The sequence below is a fragment of the Bradyrhizobium murdochi genome (assembly GCF_000472965.1).
GTDB classification, from domain to species: Bacteria; Pseudomonadota; Alphaproteobacteria; order Rhizobiales; family Xanthobacteraceae; genus Bradyrhizobium; species Bradyrhizobium murdochi.
Map to the genome: position 1 here is coordinate 34,762 of NZ_AXAU01000002.1, position 18,804 is coordinate 53,565.

General features: G+C 62.7%; 19 protein-coding genes and 1 pseudogene. 14 read left to right on the plus strand and 6 right to left on the minus strand.

The features are described from left to right. Positions 1–321 precede the first annotated feature (321 nt). From YUO_RS0107735 to YUO_RS0107740, 3 genes and pseudogenes are all read left to right on the plus strand, one after another. Positions 322–1,830, plus strand: a complete 1,509-nt coding sequence (locus tag YUO_RS0107735) for a helicase HerA domain-containing protein (RefSeq protein ID WP_028346745.1) — start codon at positions 322–324, stop codon at positions 1,828–1,830. Positions 1,831–1,927: 97 nt separating this feature from the next. Continuing rightward, positions 1,928–2,018, plus strand: a pseudogene (locus tag YUO_RS46070) (transcription elongation factor GreA); the annotation flags it as partial. 175 nt (positions 2,019–2,193) lie between these two features. Then, positions 2,194–2,469, plus strand: coding sequence for a hypothetical protein (locus tag YUO_RS0107740; protein ID WP_028346746.1), 276 nt, complete (start codon positions 2,194–2,196; stop codon positions 2,467–2,469). A 175-nt stretch (positions 2,470–2,644) separates the two neighbouring features. Here YUO_RS0107740 and YUO_RS0107745 read toward each other — a convergent pair whose 3' ends face one another. The 3 genes from YUO_RS0107745 to YUO_RS0107755 are packed head-to-tail and all read right to left on the minus strand — an operon-like array spanning position 2,645 to position 5,252. After that, the gene (locus YUO_RS0107745) at positions 2,645–3,478 is read right to left on the minus strand and encodes an N-acyl homoserine lactonase family protein (protein ID WP_035726281.1); all 834 of its coding nucleotides are present in this window, start codon (positions 3,476–3,478) and stop codon (positions 2,645–2,647) included. A gap of 2 nt (positions 3,479–3,480) precedes the next feature. Next, a complete protein-coding gene (locus YUO_RS0107750) occupies positions 3,481–3,864 on the minus strand; it encodes a carboxymuconolactone decarboxylase family protein (RefSeq protein ID WP_028346748.1) in 384 nt (127 codons plus the stop codon). Between the two features lie 44 nt (positions 3,865–3,908). Next, positions 3,909–5,252, minus strand: a complete 1,344-nt coding sequence (locus tag YUO_RS0107755) for an MmgE/PrpD family protein (protein ID WP_028346749.1) — start codon at positions 5,250–5,252, stop codon at positions 3,909–3,911. Between the two features lie 183 nt (positions 5,253–5,435). On the opposite strand from YUO_RS0107755, the gene YUO_RS0107760 reads away from it, so the two are divergent. From YUO_RS0107760 to YUO_RS0107810, 11 genes are all read left to right on the plus strand, one after another. Continuing rightward, a complete protein-coding gene (locus YUO_RS0107760) occupies positions 5,436–6,329 on the plus strand; it encodes an NAD(P)-dependent oxidoreductase (RefSeq protein ID WP_028346750.1) in 894 nt (297 codons plus the stop codon). A gap of 32 nt (positions 6,330–6,361) precedes the next feature. After that, positions 6,362–7,867, plus strand: coding sequence for an MmgE/PrpD family protein (locus YUO_RS40090; protein WP_083754513.1), 1,506 nt, complete (start codon positions 6,362–6,364; stop codon positions 7,865–7,867). An 8-nt stretch (positions 7,868–7,875) separates the two neighbouring features. After that, positions 7,876–8,814 (plus strand): branched-chain amino acid ABC transporter permease, encoded by a 939-nt coding sequence (locus YUO_RS0107770; RefSeq protein WP_028346751.1) that lies wholly within the window; start codon positions 7,876–7,878, stop codon positions 8,812–8,814. A 2-nt stretch (positions 8,815–8,816) separates the two neighbouring features. Next, positions 8,817–10,589, plus strand: a complete 1,773-nt coding sequence (locus YUO_RS0107775) for a branched-chain amino acid ABC transporter ATP-binding protein/permease (protein ID WP_028346752.1) — start codon at positions 8,817–8,819, stop codon at positions 10,587–10,589. Further along, positions 10,576–11,283: an ABC transporter ATP-binding protein gene (locus YUO_RS0107780; protein ID WP_028346753.1), complete on the plus strand. Its 708-nt coding sequence runs from the start codon at positions 10,576–10,578 to the stop codon at positions 11,281–11,283. Before YUO_RS0107775 ends, YUO_RS0107780 begins: the two co-directional genes overlap by 14 nt. 33 nt (positions 11,284–11,316) lie before the next feature. Then, the gene (locus tag YUO_RS0107785) at positions 11,317–12,576 is read left to right on the plus strand and encodes an ABC transporter substrate-binding protein (RefSeq protein WP_028346754.1); all 1,260 of its coding nucleotides are present in this window, start codon (positions 11,317–11,319) and stop codon (positions 12,574–12,576) included. 41 nt (positions 12,577–12,617) lie between these two features. Then, positions 12,618–13,838: an ABC transporter substrate-binding protein gene (locus tag YUO_RS0107790; RefSeq protein ID WP_028346755.1), complete on the plus strand. Its 1,221-nt coding sequence runs from the start codon at positions 12,618–12,620 to the stop codon at positions 13,836–13,838. 34 nt (positions 13,839–13,872) lie between these two features. Then, entirely contained in the window at positions 13,873–14,256 is a 384-nt protein-coding gene (locus YUO_RS0107795; RefSeq protein ID WP_028346756.1) for a carboxymuconolactone decarboxylase family protein, read from the plus strand. A gap of 17 nt (positions 14,257–14,273) precedes the next feature. Beyond that, positions 14,274–15,044, plus strand: coding sequence for an SDR family oxidoreductase (locus YUO_RS0107800; RefSeq protein ID WP_235782656.1), 771 nt, complete (start codon positions 14,274–14,276; stop codon positions 15,042–15,044). A gap of 80 nt (positions 15,045–15,124) precedes the next feature. Next, complete coding sequence (locus YUO_RS0107805) at positions 15,125–15,841, plus strand: GntR family transcriptional regulator (protein WP_028346758.1); 717 nt, start codon at positions 15,125–15,127, stop codon at positions 15,839–15,841. 51 nt (positions 15,842–15,892) lie between these two features. After that, a complete protein-coding gene (locus YUO_RS0107810; protein WP_028346759.1) occupies positions 15,893–16,870 on the plus strand; it encodes a tripartite tricarboxylate transporter substrate-binding protein in 978 nt (325 codons plus the stop codon). Between the two features lie 93 nt (positions 16,871–16,963). On the opposite strand, the gene YUO_RS43665 is transcribed toward YUO_RS0107810, so the two are convergent. The 3 genes from YUO_RS43665 to YUO_RS0107825 all read right to left on the minus strand — a co-directional run bounded on the left by YUO_RS43665 (position 16,964) and on the right by YUO_RS0107825 (position 18,713). Further along, on the minus strand, positions 16,964–17,467 hold the full coding sequence (locus YUO_RS43665) for a zinc-ribbon domain-containing protein (protein WP_156908539.1): 504 nt from the start codon (positions 17,465–17,467) through the stop codon (positions 16,964–16,966). Between the two features lie 62 nt (positions 17,468–17,529). Beyond that, a complete protein-coding gene (locus tag YUO_RS0107820) occupies positions 17,530–17,883 on the minus strand; it encodes a YybH family protein (protein WP_028346760.1) in 354 nt (117 codons plus the stop codon). A gap of 17 nt (positions 17,884–17,900) precedes the next feature. Further along, positions 17,901–18,713, minus strand: a complete 813-nt coding sequence (locus YUO_RS0107825; protein WP_156908540.1) for a hypothetical protein — start codon at positions 18,711–18,713, stop codon at positions 17,901–17,903. Positions 18,714–18,804 lie beyond the last annotated feature (91 nt).

The following is an 18,804-nucleotide window of genomic DNA, read 5'->3' on the forward strand; positions in this document are numbered from 1 at the left end:
CGAAGCGAGGCAAACTCCGTCCCGTCGAGTCGGGCAGCTTTGGGCCAAAATCGGCCGTTCGACGAATGCCATGCGCTTGTCGTCGTTGTCGATACAGGTCGCAGACCGAACCATGTCGATCTCGCCGCGCTCACGCGCTCGCCGTAAATCCTTCGTCCACAACTTCGGCAGCCGCCTGCGTGAAGCGTGCTAGGTCGGCATCCATCTGGGCTGATGGCGCTCGACCAGCCGTGGAGAACACCGAGTGGTCGGCCCTCGGCGCTCGACGGGCTGCGATCGGGTTGTTAAGCCCGCCCGCCTAGGAAGATTTTGAGTCGAGACATGACCGTTGCGATCGAGATGGGACACACGCCGGCAGGCGTCCCGGCGACTCTGGACCTTGAAGAACTGTTGGCGACTCGCCTGCTGGTGCAGGGCAATTCGGGCTCAGGCAAATCCCATCTGCTGCGTCGGCTGCTGGAACAGAGTGCCCCCTGGGTGCAGCAGACCATCATCGACCCCGAAGGCGACTTCGTGGCGCTTTCCGAGCGTTTCGGCCACCTCCTGATCGATGCCGAGGACCATACCGAGCGGGGTCTGCAGGTCGCCGGCGAGCGAGCGCGCATCCATCGCGTCTCCACCGTGCTCAATCTCGAGGGGCTCGATGCCGAGAACCAGATGCGGCGCGCCGCTGCCTTCCTCGGCGGACTATTCGAGGTCGCCCGCGACCACTGGTACCCGATGCTGGTGGTGGTGGATGAGGCCCAGCTCTTCGCGCCGGCCGTCGCCGGCGAGGTTTCGGACGAGGCGCGCAAACTCTCGCTCGGCGCCATGACGAATCTGATGTGCCGTGGCCGCAAACGCGGGCTTGCGGGAGTCATCGCCACCCAGCGACTGGCGAAGCTCGCCAAGAACGTCGCGGCTGAGGCGTCCAATTTCCTCATGGGCCGAACATTTCTGGATATCGACATGGCGCGCGCCGCCGACCTTCTGGGCATGGAACGGCGACAGGCAGAGGCCTTCCGGGATCTGGAGCGTGGACAATTTATGGCGCTGGGACCGGCCCTCTCCCGTCGTCCGCTGGGGCTGCGCATTGGTCCAACGGACACTGCGCCGCGCAACGCGACCCCGCGCCTGATGCCTCTGCCGGAAGCGACACCGGATGCACGCGCCATCATCCTGGCAGCGCCACCGCCGGAGAATAATCGACCCCAGCGCCGCTCGCCGCCAGACCTCCTCGGCCAGCTCATGGCGGCGAAGGCCGCGGCGCTGGAGATCCGTACCGAAGCGATGGAGCAGCCGCTCGGCGCTGAGGAACTGGCGGAGCGGCGCGAGCGCGTGGACCGTATTCTGTGCGCCGTCATGGCGGAACCCGAGGCTGGATTCCGCGCCATCGGCGTCCTCTATCAGGAGTTCGTGGTGCGCTGCCGAATAGAGGGCCTCGGTTCGGCCGTGCCGGATCTAGGTGACTTCCGTCGCATGCTGACACGCGCCCGCGCCGGGCTCGGCTCCGATATGGTAGAGGATGACGGGTGGCAGGATGTCTCGGTCCGCGCCTCACTTCTGCCGGAGGATATGCAGGGCGTCTTCATGATGATCGCCCGCGCCGCGAAGGAAGGTTGGCCCTGCCCAAGCGATGCAGCGATTGCCCGCGCCTATGGGTCACATTCGTTGCGCCGTGCGCGGCGTTTGCTGACCTACATCGAGGAGCAGGGTCTCATCGTTTGCCAGCTCGACGGTGCCGGTCGACGGATCGTGACGCTCGTCGAACTGGCCTGGGCGACGGCACCGGGCGACCCCAATGCCGAGGACCTGCCGGCGGAGCAAGGCTGCAGCGGCTCGACTCCATGATGCGAGCGCGGAGCGCGCACTCAGATAAATACCACGCATCAAGCCGTGGCTGTCCGCAGCAGACTGCCGCATGTCTCCCTCAAAAAGAGTTCTGAGCTTGAGCGTTGCCTTCACCAAGGAAGACAGTGCCGAAACTTGCGTCGGAGACTGTGCTTCCCGACCGCCCGGTTTCACCTCATCCGAACCTTGATTGAGAGCCAGCGCACCCAGGGGCAACGAGTTCGACGCCCTCCAAGAGGTCTAGCGCCGCAACAGCGGGGGCAGCTTCCCCCGCGCCATTGCCAACTCGCACCCGGCTGCCTCGGTGGAACACTCCGCGCCCCGGCCCGTTCTCTTCAATCACAAAGAGGAAGGAACTGTCACATGATGAAAATCGCTATTACGGTGGCGGCTGCCGCAACGGTGCTGACGACTGCTCCGCTTGTCACTCCGGTTAAGGCCCAAGGCGTCGACGTTCAGGTCGGGCGGGACCGCGACTACGATTACGATAGGGACCATCGCCGACGGTCCGGCACCACAGTAGGCGTCGGCCCAGGCGGTGTTACCATCGGTCCAGGACAACGTTGTCGTACCGTGACCACCACGGTTGAACGGGACGATGGCCGCATGATCAGGCGCAAGGAGCGCCGCTGCGACTAAGAGCGGCGGAGCTGACGGCCGGCCTCTAACCATAGCTCAACTCGGAGCGGGCACCGAGTGATGACGCTTGCGTCGCCATCACCCTGTTCCCCGATCGGCGAATTCCATTCCGCGACACTGCGATCGCTATCGCGTTCGCGCACAACGTCGTGGACGCCGTTCTCCAGAAGTCAGGCTAGTGCCGCGAAAGATAGTCGGCGCGAACGGGCGCGGCGGCTGATGGCGGCACATCAAGCCGCACGGCGACGCCCTCAAGCTGCGGGCTCGGGGACGGATAAAGCTTCATCACCAGCGGATCGTGCCCTGGAACGATATGGCTTTCGTCCGGCGCAAGTGCCAGCAGGCGGTCGAAGCCCTCAAGCATTTCGCCGATGTGGAGCGCGGTCGCAAACGGACGTTCAGCAGCCATGTTCTCGTAAAAATGGCTGACATCGGAGGCGAGTACGACAAATCCTCGGCGGGTCCCGACCCGAACGAACTGAAGCCCGGCGGAATGGCCGCCGGCCGCGTGTACCGTAAGCCCGGGAGCGAGCTCGGCATCGCCGTCATAGAACAAGATGCGTCGCGCATAGTTCAGCCGTACAATCCCGCAGATATCATCGACCTCGAAGGAATGCGATAACCTCGGATATCGCATAAAGCGCCCCGTGGCGTACGTCAGTTCGCGCTCCTGCAGATGGAATCGCGCGTTGGGGAAGCGGTCGAAATTGCCGACATGGTCGTAGTGCAAATGTGTCAGGATGACATCCTCGACTTCGGTCGCATTGATGCCGAACGCGCCGAGCGTCTCCACCGGGCAACGCAAGAACGTCCTCTTTCGTTTGTTCGATACTTCCGCGTTGAACCCGGTATCGATGACGAAGGTACGACCTCCGCCCCTCGCCACCCACATGAAATAGTCCATTGGCATTGGCCCATCATGCGGATCGCCACCGATGAAATGCTCGCTCCGCCGCGCATCGCGAGTAGCATAGCGGATGGCAAAGAGTTCGTATTCCTGCTCGGCCATGGTCAGGATTTCGTTTCAACTTCGTTGAATGCCTCCCGCGCGTTTCGGAACGCGTCTATCCCTGAGGGAATGCCGCAATACACGGCGACCTGAAGCAAAATCTCCTTGATCTCGTCCTTGGTGAGGCCGTTCTTCAGCGCTCCCTTGACGTGCAGCTTCAGTTCGTGGGGCCGGTTTAGCGCTCCCAGCATCGCAAGATTGACGATGCTGCGGGTGCGGCGGTCGAGTCCGGGCCGCGTCCACAACGCCCCCCAGCAAAACTCGGTCGACCACTCCGCCATCGTCCGGGTGAAATCGTCGGCGCCTGCGATGGATTTGTTGACGTACTCTTCGCCAAGAACTTCCTTGCGGACCTTCAACCCCTTGTCGAACAACTCAGTCATCATCGGTTCCTTCCATTGTCGGAGTACGGTCTTTCAAGCAGCGCGGCTCAGCCACGCGTCCTCATCAGGCTCGAGACATCAGCAAGCGTGTCGAGACGCCAAACGTCGTCGATGATGCGATCGATATCCCAATCGCTTCCACCCAGTCGCGCGCAATCGCGCAACTTCGCTTCGATATCGCCATCCGATAACGGATCGGCAAGACTGCCCTTTGCAGCCATCACGACCTCGCTGAACGTCTCTCCGGACGTCAGTTGGATCGTGACGCGCGCGGCGCCATCTGCAAGCGAGGCGTCAAGCACCGCTGTTACCTTCTGACGCAAGGCCGCGATGTCGGGTCGAAACACGATCGCGTCCGAGAATTCGGCGACACCGGCAGCACCCAGCAACAGCGCGCAGGCGGCACAATGATGAATGCTGACCCGCGCGTCACGTTCGTTGCGAACCGGACGGTCGCCGCGGGCCAGCAGGAGCGCAGAGCCCTGCACCGTGATGAAGCCGATATCATCGAGACGCCCGTGCAATTCTGCCCGCAACTTGAAGCAGGCGTCGATTACGGCGTGGAACACGATGCCCGCCGGATAGGGCTTGTACGTATTCTTCGCGATCTCCCAAGTCTTGCCGAGACGGCCCGTCAGACGCCCAACATCGGGTTCGTCTCCCATGGCGCGAGCCCAGCCGAGCTGCCCTTCAATGGCCCGCGGCGAAGCGGAATATCCCTCGGCTGCGAGCAACGCCGCGAACAGGCCATTGCGCGCCGCATTGCCGACACTGACATTCTTGGCTGCGGTCGGGAGACTTTCGACGATCCCCGCGGACTGACTGGCCGCAATTCCGATCGCATCTGCGATCTTGCCTGCCGAGAGCCCGAGCAACCAGGCACAGGCTGCGGCGGCGCCAAACACCCCGCAGGTCGATGTGATATGCCAGCCACGCGCATAATGTCCCGGCGATACTGCGCTGCCGACGCGGCATTCGACTTCCACGCCGAGAATGAATGCGGTGAGAACGGCTTGCCCCGAAAACCCTCGCGCTTGCGCCAACGCCAGCACGGGCGCTGCGACCGGCGCCGCTGGATGAATGATCGTATCGAGATGGGTATCGTCGAAATCGAGCAGGTTGGCCGAAATGGCGTTGACGAACGCCGCGCCCATCGCATCGAGCCGTTCCGGACGACCGATGATCGTGGATGTCGCAGCGCCGCTAAATGGCAATAGCGTCCGCACCGCGCCGGTAACGGCGGGATCATTCGCCGACGCAAGCGCTGTCGCGAAGAAATTCAGGATCGAGCGTTTCGCCTCGTGACTTTGCGCCGCGACATCCGTCCACGCGATGCCGGCAACGAAATCGGCGAGCGTTGTGCTGGCGCCTTGCGCTTCATCTTGTCGCACGGAGCGAATTCCTCGGACCTCGTTTTTCCGACCCTATTCCGGCGCACCGTGGCGTGTCGACAAGAATCTTATGCTTGACAGATTGACTGACAATCCGGACATTCGATGAAACGCGGCCGGGAGCCCTGCCGCAGCAAGAACAATGAACACCCGCCTTAAGGCGGTGCGACAGGGAGCGAGACGATGGCGGGAGAGACGATCGGCTTCGTGGGAACGGGCCGCATGGGCGGGCCGATGGCCGGGCGACTGATAGAAGCCGGCTACACCCTGTGCGTCTACGACACGCAGTGCGAGGCCACCAAGCCGCTCGTCGCGCGCGGTGCACGCCTTGCAAAATCGCCTGCCGAGGTTGCCTCGTCGGCGGATATCGTGCTGGCGAGCCTGCCGACCCCTGACATCGTCAAAGCCGTCGCACTAGGGCCTGACGGAATCATTGCGGGAAACCGCGCCCGCATCGTGATCGACCTGTCCACCAGCGGCCCTGGTGCGGCCAAACTGATCGCAGAAGGATTCAAACCCAGAAACCTGACTTTGGTGGATGCTCCGGTCAGCGGCGGCATCAAGGGCGCGGTGAACGGCACACTTGCGGTCATGGTGTCATGCCCCAAGGACACCTACGAGACGGTGCAGCCGATCTTAAAACACTTCGGAAAGCTGTTTTATACCGGCGACAAACCGGGCACGGCGCAGACCGCAAAGCTCGCCAACAATCTGATGGCGGCGGCCGCCCTGGTGATCACGTCGGAAGCGGTTGCGATGGGCGTCAAGGGCGGTGTCAACGCCAAGGTGCTGATCGACATCATCAATGCCAGCAGCGGCCGCAACAGCGCGTCCGAAGACAAGTTCCCGCGCGCGGTGCTTCCCGGCACGTTCGATTTCGGCTTCACCACCGGCCTTTCTTACAAAGACGTTCGGCTCTGCATCGATGAAGCCGAGGCTATGGGTGTGCCGATGGTGTGCGGATCCGTGGTTCGGCAGATGCTTGCCATCACCAACGCCAAACATGGCGCGTCATCCGATTTCACGTCGATCGCGAAGGTCCTTGAAGAGTGGGCCGGTGTGGAAATGCGCGGCTAAGATTTGGGAAAGTCGAGCAAGGAACGATTGCAATGACAATCGGGTCGAGCGGATCGAACGAGACGCCTCTGGCGCGGCAACTGGCCCGCGCTTCGCTTGCGGTCGATCTCGTCCGATTGGAGGAAAGCGTCGTTGCCAAGGCCAAGATTTGCCTTCTGGACTTTCTTTCCTGCGCATTCGAGGCGCGTCATCATCCGTGGAGCCGGCAGGCGATCGGCATCGCACGCCACACCGAGAACGGCGCAACCATCATCGGGACAAGCAAGCTTGCGACGCCAGGCGACGCGGCCTTTGCCAACGCGACGCTCGGCCATGGCTTGGTGCGTGAAGACATGCACTCTGCAAGCATCTGCCATCATGGAGTCGTGATCTGGCCGACGCTGCTCGCTCTGTCGGAGCGAACGCCGCTGTCTGGCGCCACCCTGCTCGCCGCTGCGATCGTCGGCTATGAGGCCGGCGCGCAGATCGGGCGAGCCCTCTTCAACGCCCATCTGGCGCGCCTCTATCGGCCGACCGGCCTGGTCGCACCGTTGGGAGCAGCCCTCGCGGGGAGCCGTGCGCTTGGTCTTACCGAAGATGCTGCGACGAGCGCGGTTTCGATTGCCGCCAATACATCGTCGGGCCTGAACGAGTGGCCGCATGCCGGCGGCTCGGAGATGTATTTCCATCCGGGCTTTGCCGCCCGCAACGCCATCGCGGCGATTGAACTGGCGGAAGCTGGCGCCGCCGCCTCGGAAACCATCCTCGAAGGCGAAGCTGGATTGTTTGCGGCCTACCGACGCCAGGCTGCGCCTGCCGGCATTCGGTTGTTTGCAGGCTCGGAGCCGGAAATCATGGCGGTCTACAACAAACCGGTGCCTGCCTGCAATTTTGCGCAAACCGCCGCGCAGGCCGCGCTGCGGGCGGCTCGTGAGCTTAAGAATCCGGAAGAGATCGAGGCGGTTTCGATCCTCGTCCCCGATGCGGCGGCGCGCTATCCCGGCTGCGATCCCCGGGGGCCTTACCGGAACACGCTGCAAGCCAAGATGAGCATTCCCTTCAGCGTCGCTGCGGTGCTTGCCCGCGGTGCCATCGAAGAGACCAATGACGCAGCGATCAATGACCCCAAAATCCTGCGTCTGGTCGAGCGGACCGAGCTCCAGAGCGATTCCAGTTTCACCGCCGCCTTTCCGGCGCAGCAGGGCGCCGAAGTCTCGGTCGGCCTGCGCAATGGAACGACGATCCGGCAACGCCTCGACAATGTCATAGCGGCCACGCCGCAGGAAATCCGCACCCGCTTTCGGCAGGCCGCCACGGACGCCATCGGCGGCAATCGCGCGCACCGTCTGGAGGAGCTTGTCGACGGTTGCGAACGGCTCCCAGACAGCGGCGTCATCGCCAAGCAGTGCCGGCTTGAACCAGCGGAGCGGCTGCTCCGGCCAGCATCAATGATGATTGAGAACAAGAAAATGGGGGATGCGATGGACAAACCAGAGCCGATGGTGCCGGCAGCAAGCCCACGATCCACATCCTCCCGCGCGATGCGAGGTGAGCGGTGACAGCAGCGCTGGAGGGCTTTCTGCAGGCCTTGACCGCCGGACTTCTGATCGGTGCGGTCTATGGCTTGATGTGTGTTGGGCTCGGCCTGATTTTCGGCGTCATGCGGGTCATCAACTTCGCCCAGGGCGATTTCATGATGCTCGGCATGTATGCGGCGTTCTATTTCTTCACCGCGCTTGGCGTGCAGGCCACTTTCGGCAACGCCTTTGGGCCGTTCGTGGCGATTCTTCTCGCCGGTCCAATCCTCGCGGTGTTCGGTTACGCGATTCATCTCGTCCTGATCTCGCGCGTATCGGGCACGCGCACCACCTCCCTCGAGGGTGAAGGTCACTACGCCCAGCTCATTCTGACGCTTGGGATCGCGCTGATCCTGCAGAACGGCGGCCTGATCGTATTCGGCTCGGTGCTGGCGTCGATCCGCACACCGCTATCGAGCTCGGCCTGGGAGCTCGGGCCGCTGTTCAATGACATCAGTGTCTTCGTCAACAAAGCGCGCGGCATCGATGCCGTGGTCTCGCTGGTAACGATGATACTGCTGACCCTATTGATCACGCGATCACGGCTCGGAAAGTCGCTGCGGGCCGCAGCCGATAATCCGACGGCGGCAACCTATATGGGGATCGACGTCGATCGCGCGCACCGCGTTGCCTTCGCGCTCGGCACCGGCATAACAGCGATTGCCGGCGGCCTGCTCGCCACCAACTATCCATTTCATCCCTTTGTCGGCGTCGAGTACGTCATCGTCATGTATGCCGGTGTCGTGCTAGGCGGCATGGGCAGCATCATCGGCGCCTTCTGGGGCGGCATGACCATCGGCCTGGTGCAGCAGATGTCGACGCTGGTGCTGCCGACGCAACTGCAGAACGCCGCGATCTTCGTCGTCTTCCTCCTGATCATCTTCTTCCGTCCGCAAGGCTTCTTCGGACGCATGGTCGAGAGGACGTGACGATGCAGAACCTGCGATCGCTCCTCCCCATTCTGGCCTTCACCGCGCTCTATGCCGTGCTGTCGCTGAGCGTCACCAATTCGTACTACCAACTGGTGATGACATTGGTGCCGGTGTGGGCGGTGTTCGGCCTGTCCTGGAATCTGCTCAGCGGCTACACCGGCCTGATCTCGTTCGGCCACGCCGCGTTCTTCGGAATTGGCGCCTACACCACTGCGCTCGGTCAGATCTATTTCGATCTTTCGCCGTGGATGCTGATCCCGATTGCGGCCATGCTTGGCGGCATCGCCGGGTTCCTGATCGGATTTCCGACATTCCGGCTGTCGGGACACTACTTCGCGCTGGCGATGCTCGCCTATCCGCTCGCCATTCTCTACGTGTTCGAATGGCTCGGCTTTCAGGAAGTCACGTTGCCGATCAAGCGCGACAATCCGATCGCCTACATGCAATTTGCAGATCCCCGTCTCTACACATTGCTGGCGCTAGCCATGATGCTGGCGACGATCCTGCTCACCCGGCTGATCGAAAAATCGCGGTTCGGCATGGCGCTGCTGGCGATCAAGCAGAACGAAGCCGCGGCCGAAGCAGCCGGCATCAACACGCTGGCCTGGAAGCTGCGCGCCATCACCCTGAGCGGAGCGATTGCCGGGGCGATCGGCGCCTTCTATGCCGTCGTGCTGCTGATGGTGACCCCGCAATCGGTGTTCGGCATGCTGGTTTCCGCGCAGGCGCTGACGGTCGCCATGTTCGGTGGGGTCGGAACGGTCTGGGGACCGGTGATCGGCTCCGTGATCCTGATCCCGCTTGCCGAAACGCTCAACGCCGAGGCGGGCTCGCGCTTTCCAGGCATTCAAGGCGTGATCTTCGGTCTCGCGATCATATCGGTCATCCTGGTTGCGCCTGAGGGACTGTTCTGGAAACTGCGCGATTTCTTGCGGAAACGAGTAACCTCACCCGCTGTGGCGACGCCGAGCGCGCCCGTTCAGCCTGCTGCCGCCATCGCCAATCCGTCCCGTCCGGAACGATCCAGGGGCGTGGGCGAAGTGGTGCTCGAAGTCCGCAACCTGTCGCGCTCCTTTGGCGGGCTGAAAGCCGTCCAGAACGTCAGTTTCAAACTGCGGCGCAACGAGATCCTTGGAATCATCGGTCCGAACGGCGCCGGAAAGACCACGCTGTTCAACCTGCTGAACGGATTCCTGCGACCCGGCACCGGCGAGATTCTCCTCGACGGGCGCGACATGTCAGGCCGCAAGCCGCACGAGCTCTGCGAGGCCGGTATCGGCCGGACCTTCCAGATCATGCGTCCGTTCTTGCGTATGTCGATCTCGGACAATGTCGTGGTGGGCGCGTACGTCCGCGCCAGGACGGACGCCGAAGCGAGGCGGCTGGCGACCGAGGCGATCGCGCGCGTCGGCCTGTCCGATATTGCCGACCGCATCGCCGGCGAGCTCACGACCAAGGAGCTGCGGCTGATGGAATTGGCCCGCGCGCTCGCCGGGCAGCCTCGAATCCTGCTACTTGACGAAACGCTGGCGGGCCTTGGGCATGACGAAGCCAACGAGGTCGTGGCGGTGATCCAGCGTCTCGCCCGCGACGGCATGACGATCGCTATCATCGAGCACACCATGCAGGCCATGGTTCGCCTGGTCGACAGTTTCCTCGTTCTCGACCATGGCGCGGTCATTGTGGAGGGCGAGCCGGAAGCCGTCACGCGCGACAGCCGCGTCATCGAGGCCTATCTCGGCAAGAAGTGGGTGGCCCATGCTCCACATTGAACGGCTGACCGCCGGCTATTCGGCAATTCCGGTTCTGAATGGCGTCTCGATCAAGGTCGAGCAGGGCCAGTTCGTCGCGATCGTCGGCCCGAACGGCGCCGGCAAGACCACGCTGTTCAAGACGATCTCCGGAATCGTGCGGCCGAGCGCTGGTACGATCACCTTCGAGGGGTCCGACCTGTTGTCAGTCCATCCCGCGCGACGGCCCCATCTCGGCATCGCCCATGTTCCCGAAGGCCGCCAGGTTTTTCCCTCGCTCACCGTGACGGAAAATCTGGAAATGGGCGCGATGACCGAAGCTGGCCACCGCGACTGGAAGCGCAACATCGAGCGCATCTTCGAATGGCTGCCCGTGCTCGCCGAACGCCGCGACCAGTTCGCGGGAACGTTGTCAGGCGGACAGCAGCAGATGCTGGCGATCGGCCGGGGATTGGCGTCTTCGCCCAAACTTCTGATGCTGGATGAACCTTCGATGGGGCTCGCGCCCACGGTAGCCGATTTCATCTTCGAACGGCTGATCGAGATTCGCCGGCAGTCGAAGCTGACAATTCTACTAGTCGAACAGCGCGTGGCGGAAGCACTGGAATCCGCCGATCACGGCTACGTCCTCGAAGCCGGCCGCGTCGCACTCGAAGGCAACAACGAAACCCTGCGCGCGGATGACCGCGTGCGCAAGGCCTATCTCGGCATGTGACAACAAACGATCAACAAGCCATTGGGAGGAAAAATGAGCCAGCAAAGAGAAGCCAACAAGGCGTCCAAAACGTCGCTCACGCGCCGGACCGTACTTTCCGGCGCGGCCGCCATGGGCCTTTCGACGATCGCGCGGGCGCAAGCGCCGGCCGAGGTCAAGGTCGGCCTGATCGTGCCGCTTTCCGGCATCTATACCCGCCCCGGCCAAGTGATGCGCATGGGCGCGGAGATGGGCATCGAGCACATCAATGCGCAGGGCGGCATCAAGTCGCTCGGCGGCGCCAAGCTCAAGCTGGTCGTGATCGATTGCGGCGATACCACGGAAAAAGCCAAGAACGCCGCACAGCGCATGGTGGCGCAGGAGACCGATCTGGTCGCCGCGACCGGATCGTATCTCAGTTCCTTCACGCTGGCGGTGACCGAGGTCACGGAGCGCGCCGAACTGCCGATGCTCACCCTGTCTTATTCGGATCTGCTCACCGAGCGTGGCTTCAAATACATCTTCCAGACCGCGGCACCTGCAAGCCGGCAGTCAGAACTCGGCCTGCCCGAGTTGATGAAGCTCGCCGAGAACGCATCGGGCAAGCGTCCGAAGACGGTGGCGATGCTGATGGACAATACCGCGACGTCGGTTGCAACCGCGAAGGCGCTGAAGGAAAAGATCTTCGCGCAGCAAGGCCTTCAGTTGATCCTGGAGGAAGTCTGGACGCCGCCGCTTTCCGACGCCACGCCGCTGATCCAGAAGGTTAGGTCTGCCCGTCCCGACCTGCTGCTCTTCATGCCCAATGCGGTATCCGACGCCAAACTCGGCCTTGAGAAGATCAACGAGTTCGGGCTGGGCCAGGGCAAGATTCCCACCGTCTCGTTCTCGATCACGATTGCCGAACCCGACATGCTGCAAAGCGTCAGCCCCGAAGTTGTCCAGGGCATCATGACGGTCGTCGCGAACTGGGGTTCGAAGGGCCATGAGGAGCTGATCGCCGAGCTCAAGGCCAAGTACAAGGAGCCCTGGATGACGCAGAACGTCATCTCGACCTATGGCGACATGTGGCTGATGAAGCTGGCGCTCGAGAAGGCCGCCAAGGCCGATCGGCGCGCGGTTGCGGAAGCGTTCCGGACAATGGATGGCGGCCCCTCGAAACACTATCCCGGCGGCCAGTTGAAGTTCGATGAAAAGGGCCGTCGGGTCGGCGCCGGCGTGGTGGTCGTGCAGTGGCAGTCGGGTGTGCCCGTCACCGTCTATCCGCCCGATCTCGCGCAGGCGGCGCCTTTCTGGCCGAAGAAGTCTTCCTGATCTGAACAAGCCTCTTTCGAGATTTTCAAGGAGTCATTGTCATGAGCAAGATTACGCGACGAACGCTGCTTGCCGGCGCCTCGGTCGGACTAATGGCGCCCCGTGCGTGGGCGCAAGCACCATCTGAAGTGAAAGTTGGATTGCTGGTGCCGGTCTCCGGTCTTTATGCCCGGCCTGGACTCGTGATGCGCCATGGGGCCGAGATGGCCGTGGATCACATCAACACGCAGGGCGGCGTGAAGTCGCTCGGCGGCGCCAAGCTCAAGCTGGTCGTCCTCGATTCCGGCGACACTACAGAAAAGGCGAAGAACGCGGCGCAGCGCATGGTGGCGCAGGAGCCAGATCTGGTGGCGGCGAGCGGCGCTTATCTGAGTTCGTTTACGCTCGCGGTCACCGAGGTGACGGAGCGCGCCAATCTGCCCGTTCTTACCCTCTCCTACTCCGATCTGATCACCGATCGCGGCTTCAAATACGTCTTCCAGACATCTGCGACCGCCGGCTCCCAGGCCAAGCAGGCCCTGCCGCAAATCGTGAAGCTTGCGGAATCCGCGTCCGGCAAGAAGCCCAAGACGGTTGCGATCGTCACCGACAACACCGGTGCATCGGTCGCCTCGGCGAAGTCGATGCGGGAAGGTCTGCTCGCCGAAAACGGGCTGCAACTGATCGTCGACGAAACCTTCACCCCGCCGCTCGCCGACGCCACCTCGCTGGTTCAAAAGGTCCGAGCGGCAAGGCCCGACCTGCTCTTCTTCCTGCCGACCGTGATTTCCGACGCAAAACTGCTACTCGAGAAGATGAACGAGTTTGGCCTGGGACAAGGTAAGATCCCGACCATTTCGTTCGGCATCGCCATCGCCGAGCCCGACATGCTGCAGACCGTCAGCCCGGAACTGCTGCAGGGCGTGCTCACCTGCGTCGCTAGCTGGGGCGCCAAGGGGCACGAGACGTTGATCGCCGAGCTCAAATCCCGCTACAAGGAACCATGGATGACGCAGAACGCGATCTCCACCTACGGCGACATGTGGATCATCAAGGACGCGCTCGAGAAGGCCGGCAAGGCCGACCGGGTCGCGGTCGCCGACGCGTTACGCTCCATGGACGGCGGCCCCTCGAAATATTATCCGCTCGGCGAGATCAAGTTCGACGAAAAGGGCCGCCGTGTCGGCGCCGGCATGACCATCGTGCAGTGGCAATCCGGCGTACCCGTCACCGTCTTTCCGCCGCAACTGGCCTTGGCCCAGCCGTTCTTGCCCAAGAACTAACTAGGGCTAACGGCAAACCCGCAAGGAAATCGTTATGGACAAGGCAACCTACGACCGCGGACTCAAAATTCGCAAAAGCGTTCTCGGCGAGGAATTCGTCGACAAAGCCATTGCGACCGCCGATGACTTCAATCGTCCAATGCAGGACCTCACGACGGAATATTGCTGGGGCTACGTGTGGGGGCGTGACGGCCTTTCGCACAAGACCCGCAGTTTCCTCAACCTCGCAAAGCTGTGCGCGCTCAATCGCCCGCACGAGCTCAAGACTCACGTTCGGGGCGCGCTGACCAACGGCGCCACCCGCGAGGAAATACGCGAAGTGTTCATGCAGGTCGCAATCTATTGCGGCGTGCCGGCTGGCGTCGACGCCTTTCGCAATGCGCGGGAAGTCTTCGCCGAGCTGGATCAGAAGAAGTAACCGGAGCCGCAACCGCGATGCTGAAGGGAAAGCGGGCACTCGTGACCGGCGCGACGGCAGGACTGGGACTTGCCGTGGCGGAAAGCCTTGCCGGTGCGGGCGCCAACATCATCCTTCATGATCTCGTCGAACCCAAAGCGACGGCAGACCAGCTTCAGTCTCGCTTTGATGTCGAGGTGACGAGCGTTGCCGCGGACCTGTCGCAGCGCGCATCCATCGAAGCCATGATGGCCGATTTGCTCGGGCTGGGCGCAATCGACATCCTGGTGAACAACGCGGTGGTCCGGCATTTCGCGCCGGTCGAGGATTTTGCACCGGAGCGATGGGACGAAGCGCTGGCCGTCAATCTATCGGCGCCGTTCCACCTGATCCGCCTGGCATTACCTGCGATGAAGGCACGCAATTGGGGCCGCATCATCAATATGGCCTCGATCTACTCGACCCGCGCGGTGGCCGAGCGCATCGACTACGTGACGACCAAGACCGCCATCCTCGGCATGACCCGGGCCGTCGCGATCGAGACGGCAACGAGCGGAATCACCTGCAACGCGATCAGCCCGGGCACCCTGCCGTCGCCGGCCATCCAGCGAAAGATTGCATCGATTGCAGCCGACGAAGGCCGGGCCGTTGACGAGACGACGCGCGACTATCTGGCGGCGCGCCAGCCGAGCGGACGGTTCATCGGCATGGAAAGCGTCGGAGCGATGGTTGTTTTCCTCTCCAGCCCGGCTGGACAGGACATCACCGGCGCGACCCTGCCGATCGATGGAGGCTGGGCCGCCGCATGAGCACGAATGTCCGATTGCAGAGATGATGATTCTGCCCGTAAATCGCTATTGAACCAATGCCGGTACCAGGGCGGTAGACGATGAACAAACGCGGTGAATTGCAATTCACGCTTCGAATCGAGGACGTTCCGACCGTTCGCTCGATGGTCGCGCAAAAGCTGCGCGGAGCGATCATGTCGGGAAGGCTGAAGCCGGGCCAGCGGCTGGTCGAACGGGAGCTTTGTGAGATGATGGGCGTGAGCCGGCCGTCCATCCGCGAGGCGCTCCGGGTGTTGGAGGCGGATGGTCTCGTCAAGACGGTTCCTCACCGTGGTCCGGTGGTCAGCACCATCAGTCTCGAGGAAGCAAAGCAGTTGTACGCGGCGCGCGCCGTGCTCGAAGGATTTGCCGGCCGTGAATGCGCCCGTCTCCGCGATCCGGACGTGGTACGCAGAATTGGGGAAGCGCTGGCGCGGCTGAAAGCGGCATTCGCCGAGGGCGACTTGACCGCCGCCCTGGAAGCCAAGACGGATTTTTATGCGGCAATGATTGGCGGCTGCCAGAACGCCTTCATCGAGCGAATGCTCAGACCGCTGCACGACCGCATTACGCTGCTGCGAATTACTTCGATGTCGCATCCGAAACGTATCAACAAGAGCTTGCGCGAGGTCACCGCGATCTGGCGCGCGATCCAGAATGGCGATCCGGATCTCGCCGAGCAGTGTTGCGTCGACCACGTCAAGGCGGCTGCGGTGGCCGCGCTCAGCATGATCGAGCAATCATCCGCTCCAAAGGAAAAAGCAGTGGCGGAGGAATAGCCGGACCCGGCCAACGCTTCTCGAAAGACGGACGGCAGATAGGGAATTGCAATGAAGTTCTTCAAAACGATTTTGCTATTGCCGTTAATGTTGTCGTTGCAGGCGCCACCGGCTTTCGCACAGGAATACCTGAGCCGGCCGATCACCCTCGTCGTTCCGTTCTCGGCCGGCGGCCCCGGCGACGTGATCGCGCGGCTGCTTGGAACATCGATGAGCGCGACGCTGAAGCAGTCGATTGTCATCGAGAACGTCGTTGGCGCCGGCGGCACGCTCGGCACCAATCGCGTGGCCAAGGCAGCGCCGGACGGATACACGCTGCTGCTGATGCATGTCGGCCAAGCGACCGCACCGGCGCTCTATGCCAAGCTGCCGTTCGATCCGATTGGCGATTTCGCGCCGATCGGTCTCGTCACTGATGTTCCGATGCTTCTGGTGGCGCGAGCGAATTTTCCAGCAAAGGACCTGAAGGAACTTGTCGCCTATGTGCGTGCCCAAGGCGACAAAGTCACCTACGGCAATGTGGGCCTCGGCTCCGCCTCGCATCTTTGCGGGCTGATGTTCATGAACGCGATCGACGCAAAGCTCACTCCGATCTATTACAAGGGCGGCGGACCGGCGCTCAACGACATCATCGCCGGTCACATCGACGTCTATTGCGATCCTGCAACCGGGCCGACGCCCCATATCCAGGCCGGTACCATTCCGGGCTACGCGATTACCAGCAAGAAACGGGCGGCGACCCTGCCGAACGTGCCGACCTCGGCAGAGGCTGGCGTACCGGCGTTCGACGTCACCACCTGGTACGGAATGTATGCGCCGCGCAACACGCCCAAGCCAATTGTGGACGCGCTGGCCGCTGCCCTGCAAAACGCGCTCAAAGATCCGCCGCTGGTCAACCGCTTCGCCGAGCTGAGCATGACGCCGGTCGAGCAGGAGCAGGCTACGCCCGCCGCGCTCGATGCCTTCCTTCGGGCCGAAACGGCCAAATGGTCACGCATCATCAAGCAAGCAGGTATCGAGCCTCAATGACTCAACTCCCTTCACCGTTCGGTCGGGGAGCAGGTCGGCTCACCGTGCAAACGGCTAGGCTGCATCGCAAAGACCTTGGCGCCCTATCGCGCGTCATCGAGAACTACTGGGCGTGAGGATGCGGAGCAGATTGGGATCATTCTGCAGCGTGTGAGTGCCAATCCCAAGGCCGCCGAGCGCGTAGACGCCGATCGCAATCCCGCCGACGGCCCAATATCCCGTGGCGATTCCGCCGGCCCCAAGTCCCAGCGCCAACGCCATTCCACCAACGCATACGATGCCGAGGCTGATGCCGCCGAACGCCACCAAGCCCATCGCAACTCCACCAAATGCGGCGAAGCCGATGGCGATATTGCCCACCGCAATGATGCCGCAGGCAGGTCTGAAGCCGACAAGCCACGTCGGGCCAAGCATGACGTGGATGAGCGGCAGACCGAACAAAATTGTCTGTGACTTGTATTCATAGTACGGCGCTGCCCACGCACCGCTCGCCGCTGCTGCGGAACTTCGTTTCTGAAAAGGCCTGCCGCATTCGGGGCAGGCCGTCGCCTGTTCGCTGATCTCCCGACCACAATCCGCGCACCGCACCAAAGTCATCTTGGCATCTCCCGCTGTCCCGATGTGCAGGTTTGCCCCCATTTCTCAAATCGGAGCTGAAATCAGTTCCACATATGAACGGCGATGAGCCAGCCCGTGCGTTCGCGCGCGAATATGTTCAGCCAGTTGCCCTTGTAAGGACCGCCGCCGCCGAGTCCCCGAAGTGCCCAGCGGCCCGACGCGACCAGAGAGGCATCCTTCGCGAACACGTCACCGAGATCGACGACATAGTCGCGAAAGCCTTGCGCGCGGACATCGGCGAAGAATGTGCAGATCGCTTCCGCGCCGACGACGGTCGATCGTCCGGGCGGCACGATCCGGGCGTCCGGGGTGTAGAAGCGGGCCAGATCGGCGACCTTGCCTGAGTTGAATGTGTGAGCCCACTCATCGACGAGGGCTTGCGTCTGTTGCTGCATGATTGACGATTTCTCCCTCATCTGTGTGCGAAATCATCGGGCACGACGGCCTGCTGTCGTGTTACGCCAAGCAGAGGCCAGAATACCCAGTCCTCAAGCGGACAGAGGGGCGTGATGGCCTCGTCCACGCCGGCTGGTCGGATGCGCACGCTATCCGTCGACGGATAGTCGAGCACAATGCGCGTCGCTCCGAGCCGACGGGCAAAGCTCTGCGAGCCGGAGATCGTTTCGACCTGAAGCGCCGCTCGCGGCCCATGGGTGAGCAGGAGGCGCGATCGGCCGCGCTCTTTCCTGACCGCTTGGGCGAACGCCTCCGGCGGCATATCGGTCAGATAGTAGATGACTGTGTCTGGCGTCGTGAGGCGCGCGAGGCGCGGAAACCAGTGCCCTTGGAGCGGGAGCAACACCAGAGCGATGCCGTGCGCCCGGCGCAACAAGTCGGCGACGATGCGCAGCCGCGGCTCGGGCCGCTGACCCTGATGCAACAGGACCACCTGGCTGACCCTCCGGTTCTTGCCAAGGAACGCCGCAAGCCGAAACAGCACGGAGAAGACGCAGACATGGTGGATCGTATCGACCCAGAGTGGACCGAAACCGTCGAGCCCGCGCGCCTCGCCAACGTGGAGCGTATGCTCCACTGCGCCGAGGTATCTCGTCACCTGATCCGTCGACATGTTCTGCATGACGAGCGGCTCAAAGGCAAAATCGATGATGTTCAGCGCGGCCTTCCGATTGACTGCATCAGGCAGGCTCATGACGCCGCTGCGTGCGCGCAGGAGCATGTGTTCGAGGCGACTCCCGTCGACCTGCGCGATCAGGCGGTCGCGCACGTGGCGGCTCGCCCTGCTGGCGGCAAAGGCGTTGGCGACAAAGGTGTCGAACCTGTCGGCAGTCAGATCGAAGGTGCCAGCCGGCGTAATC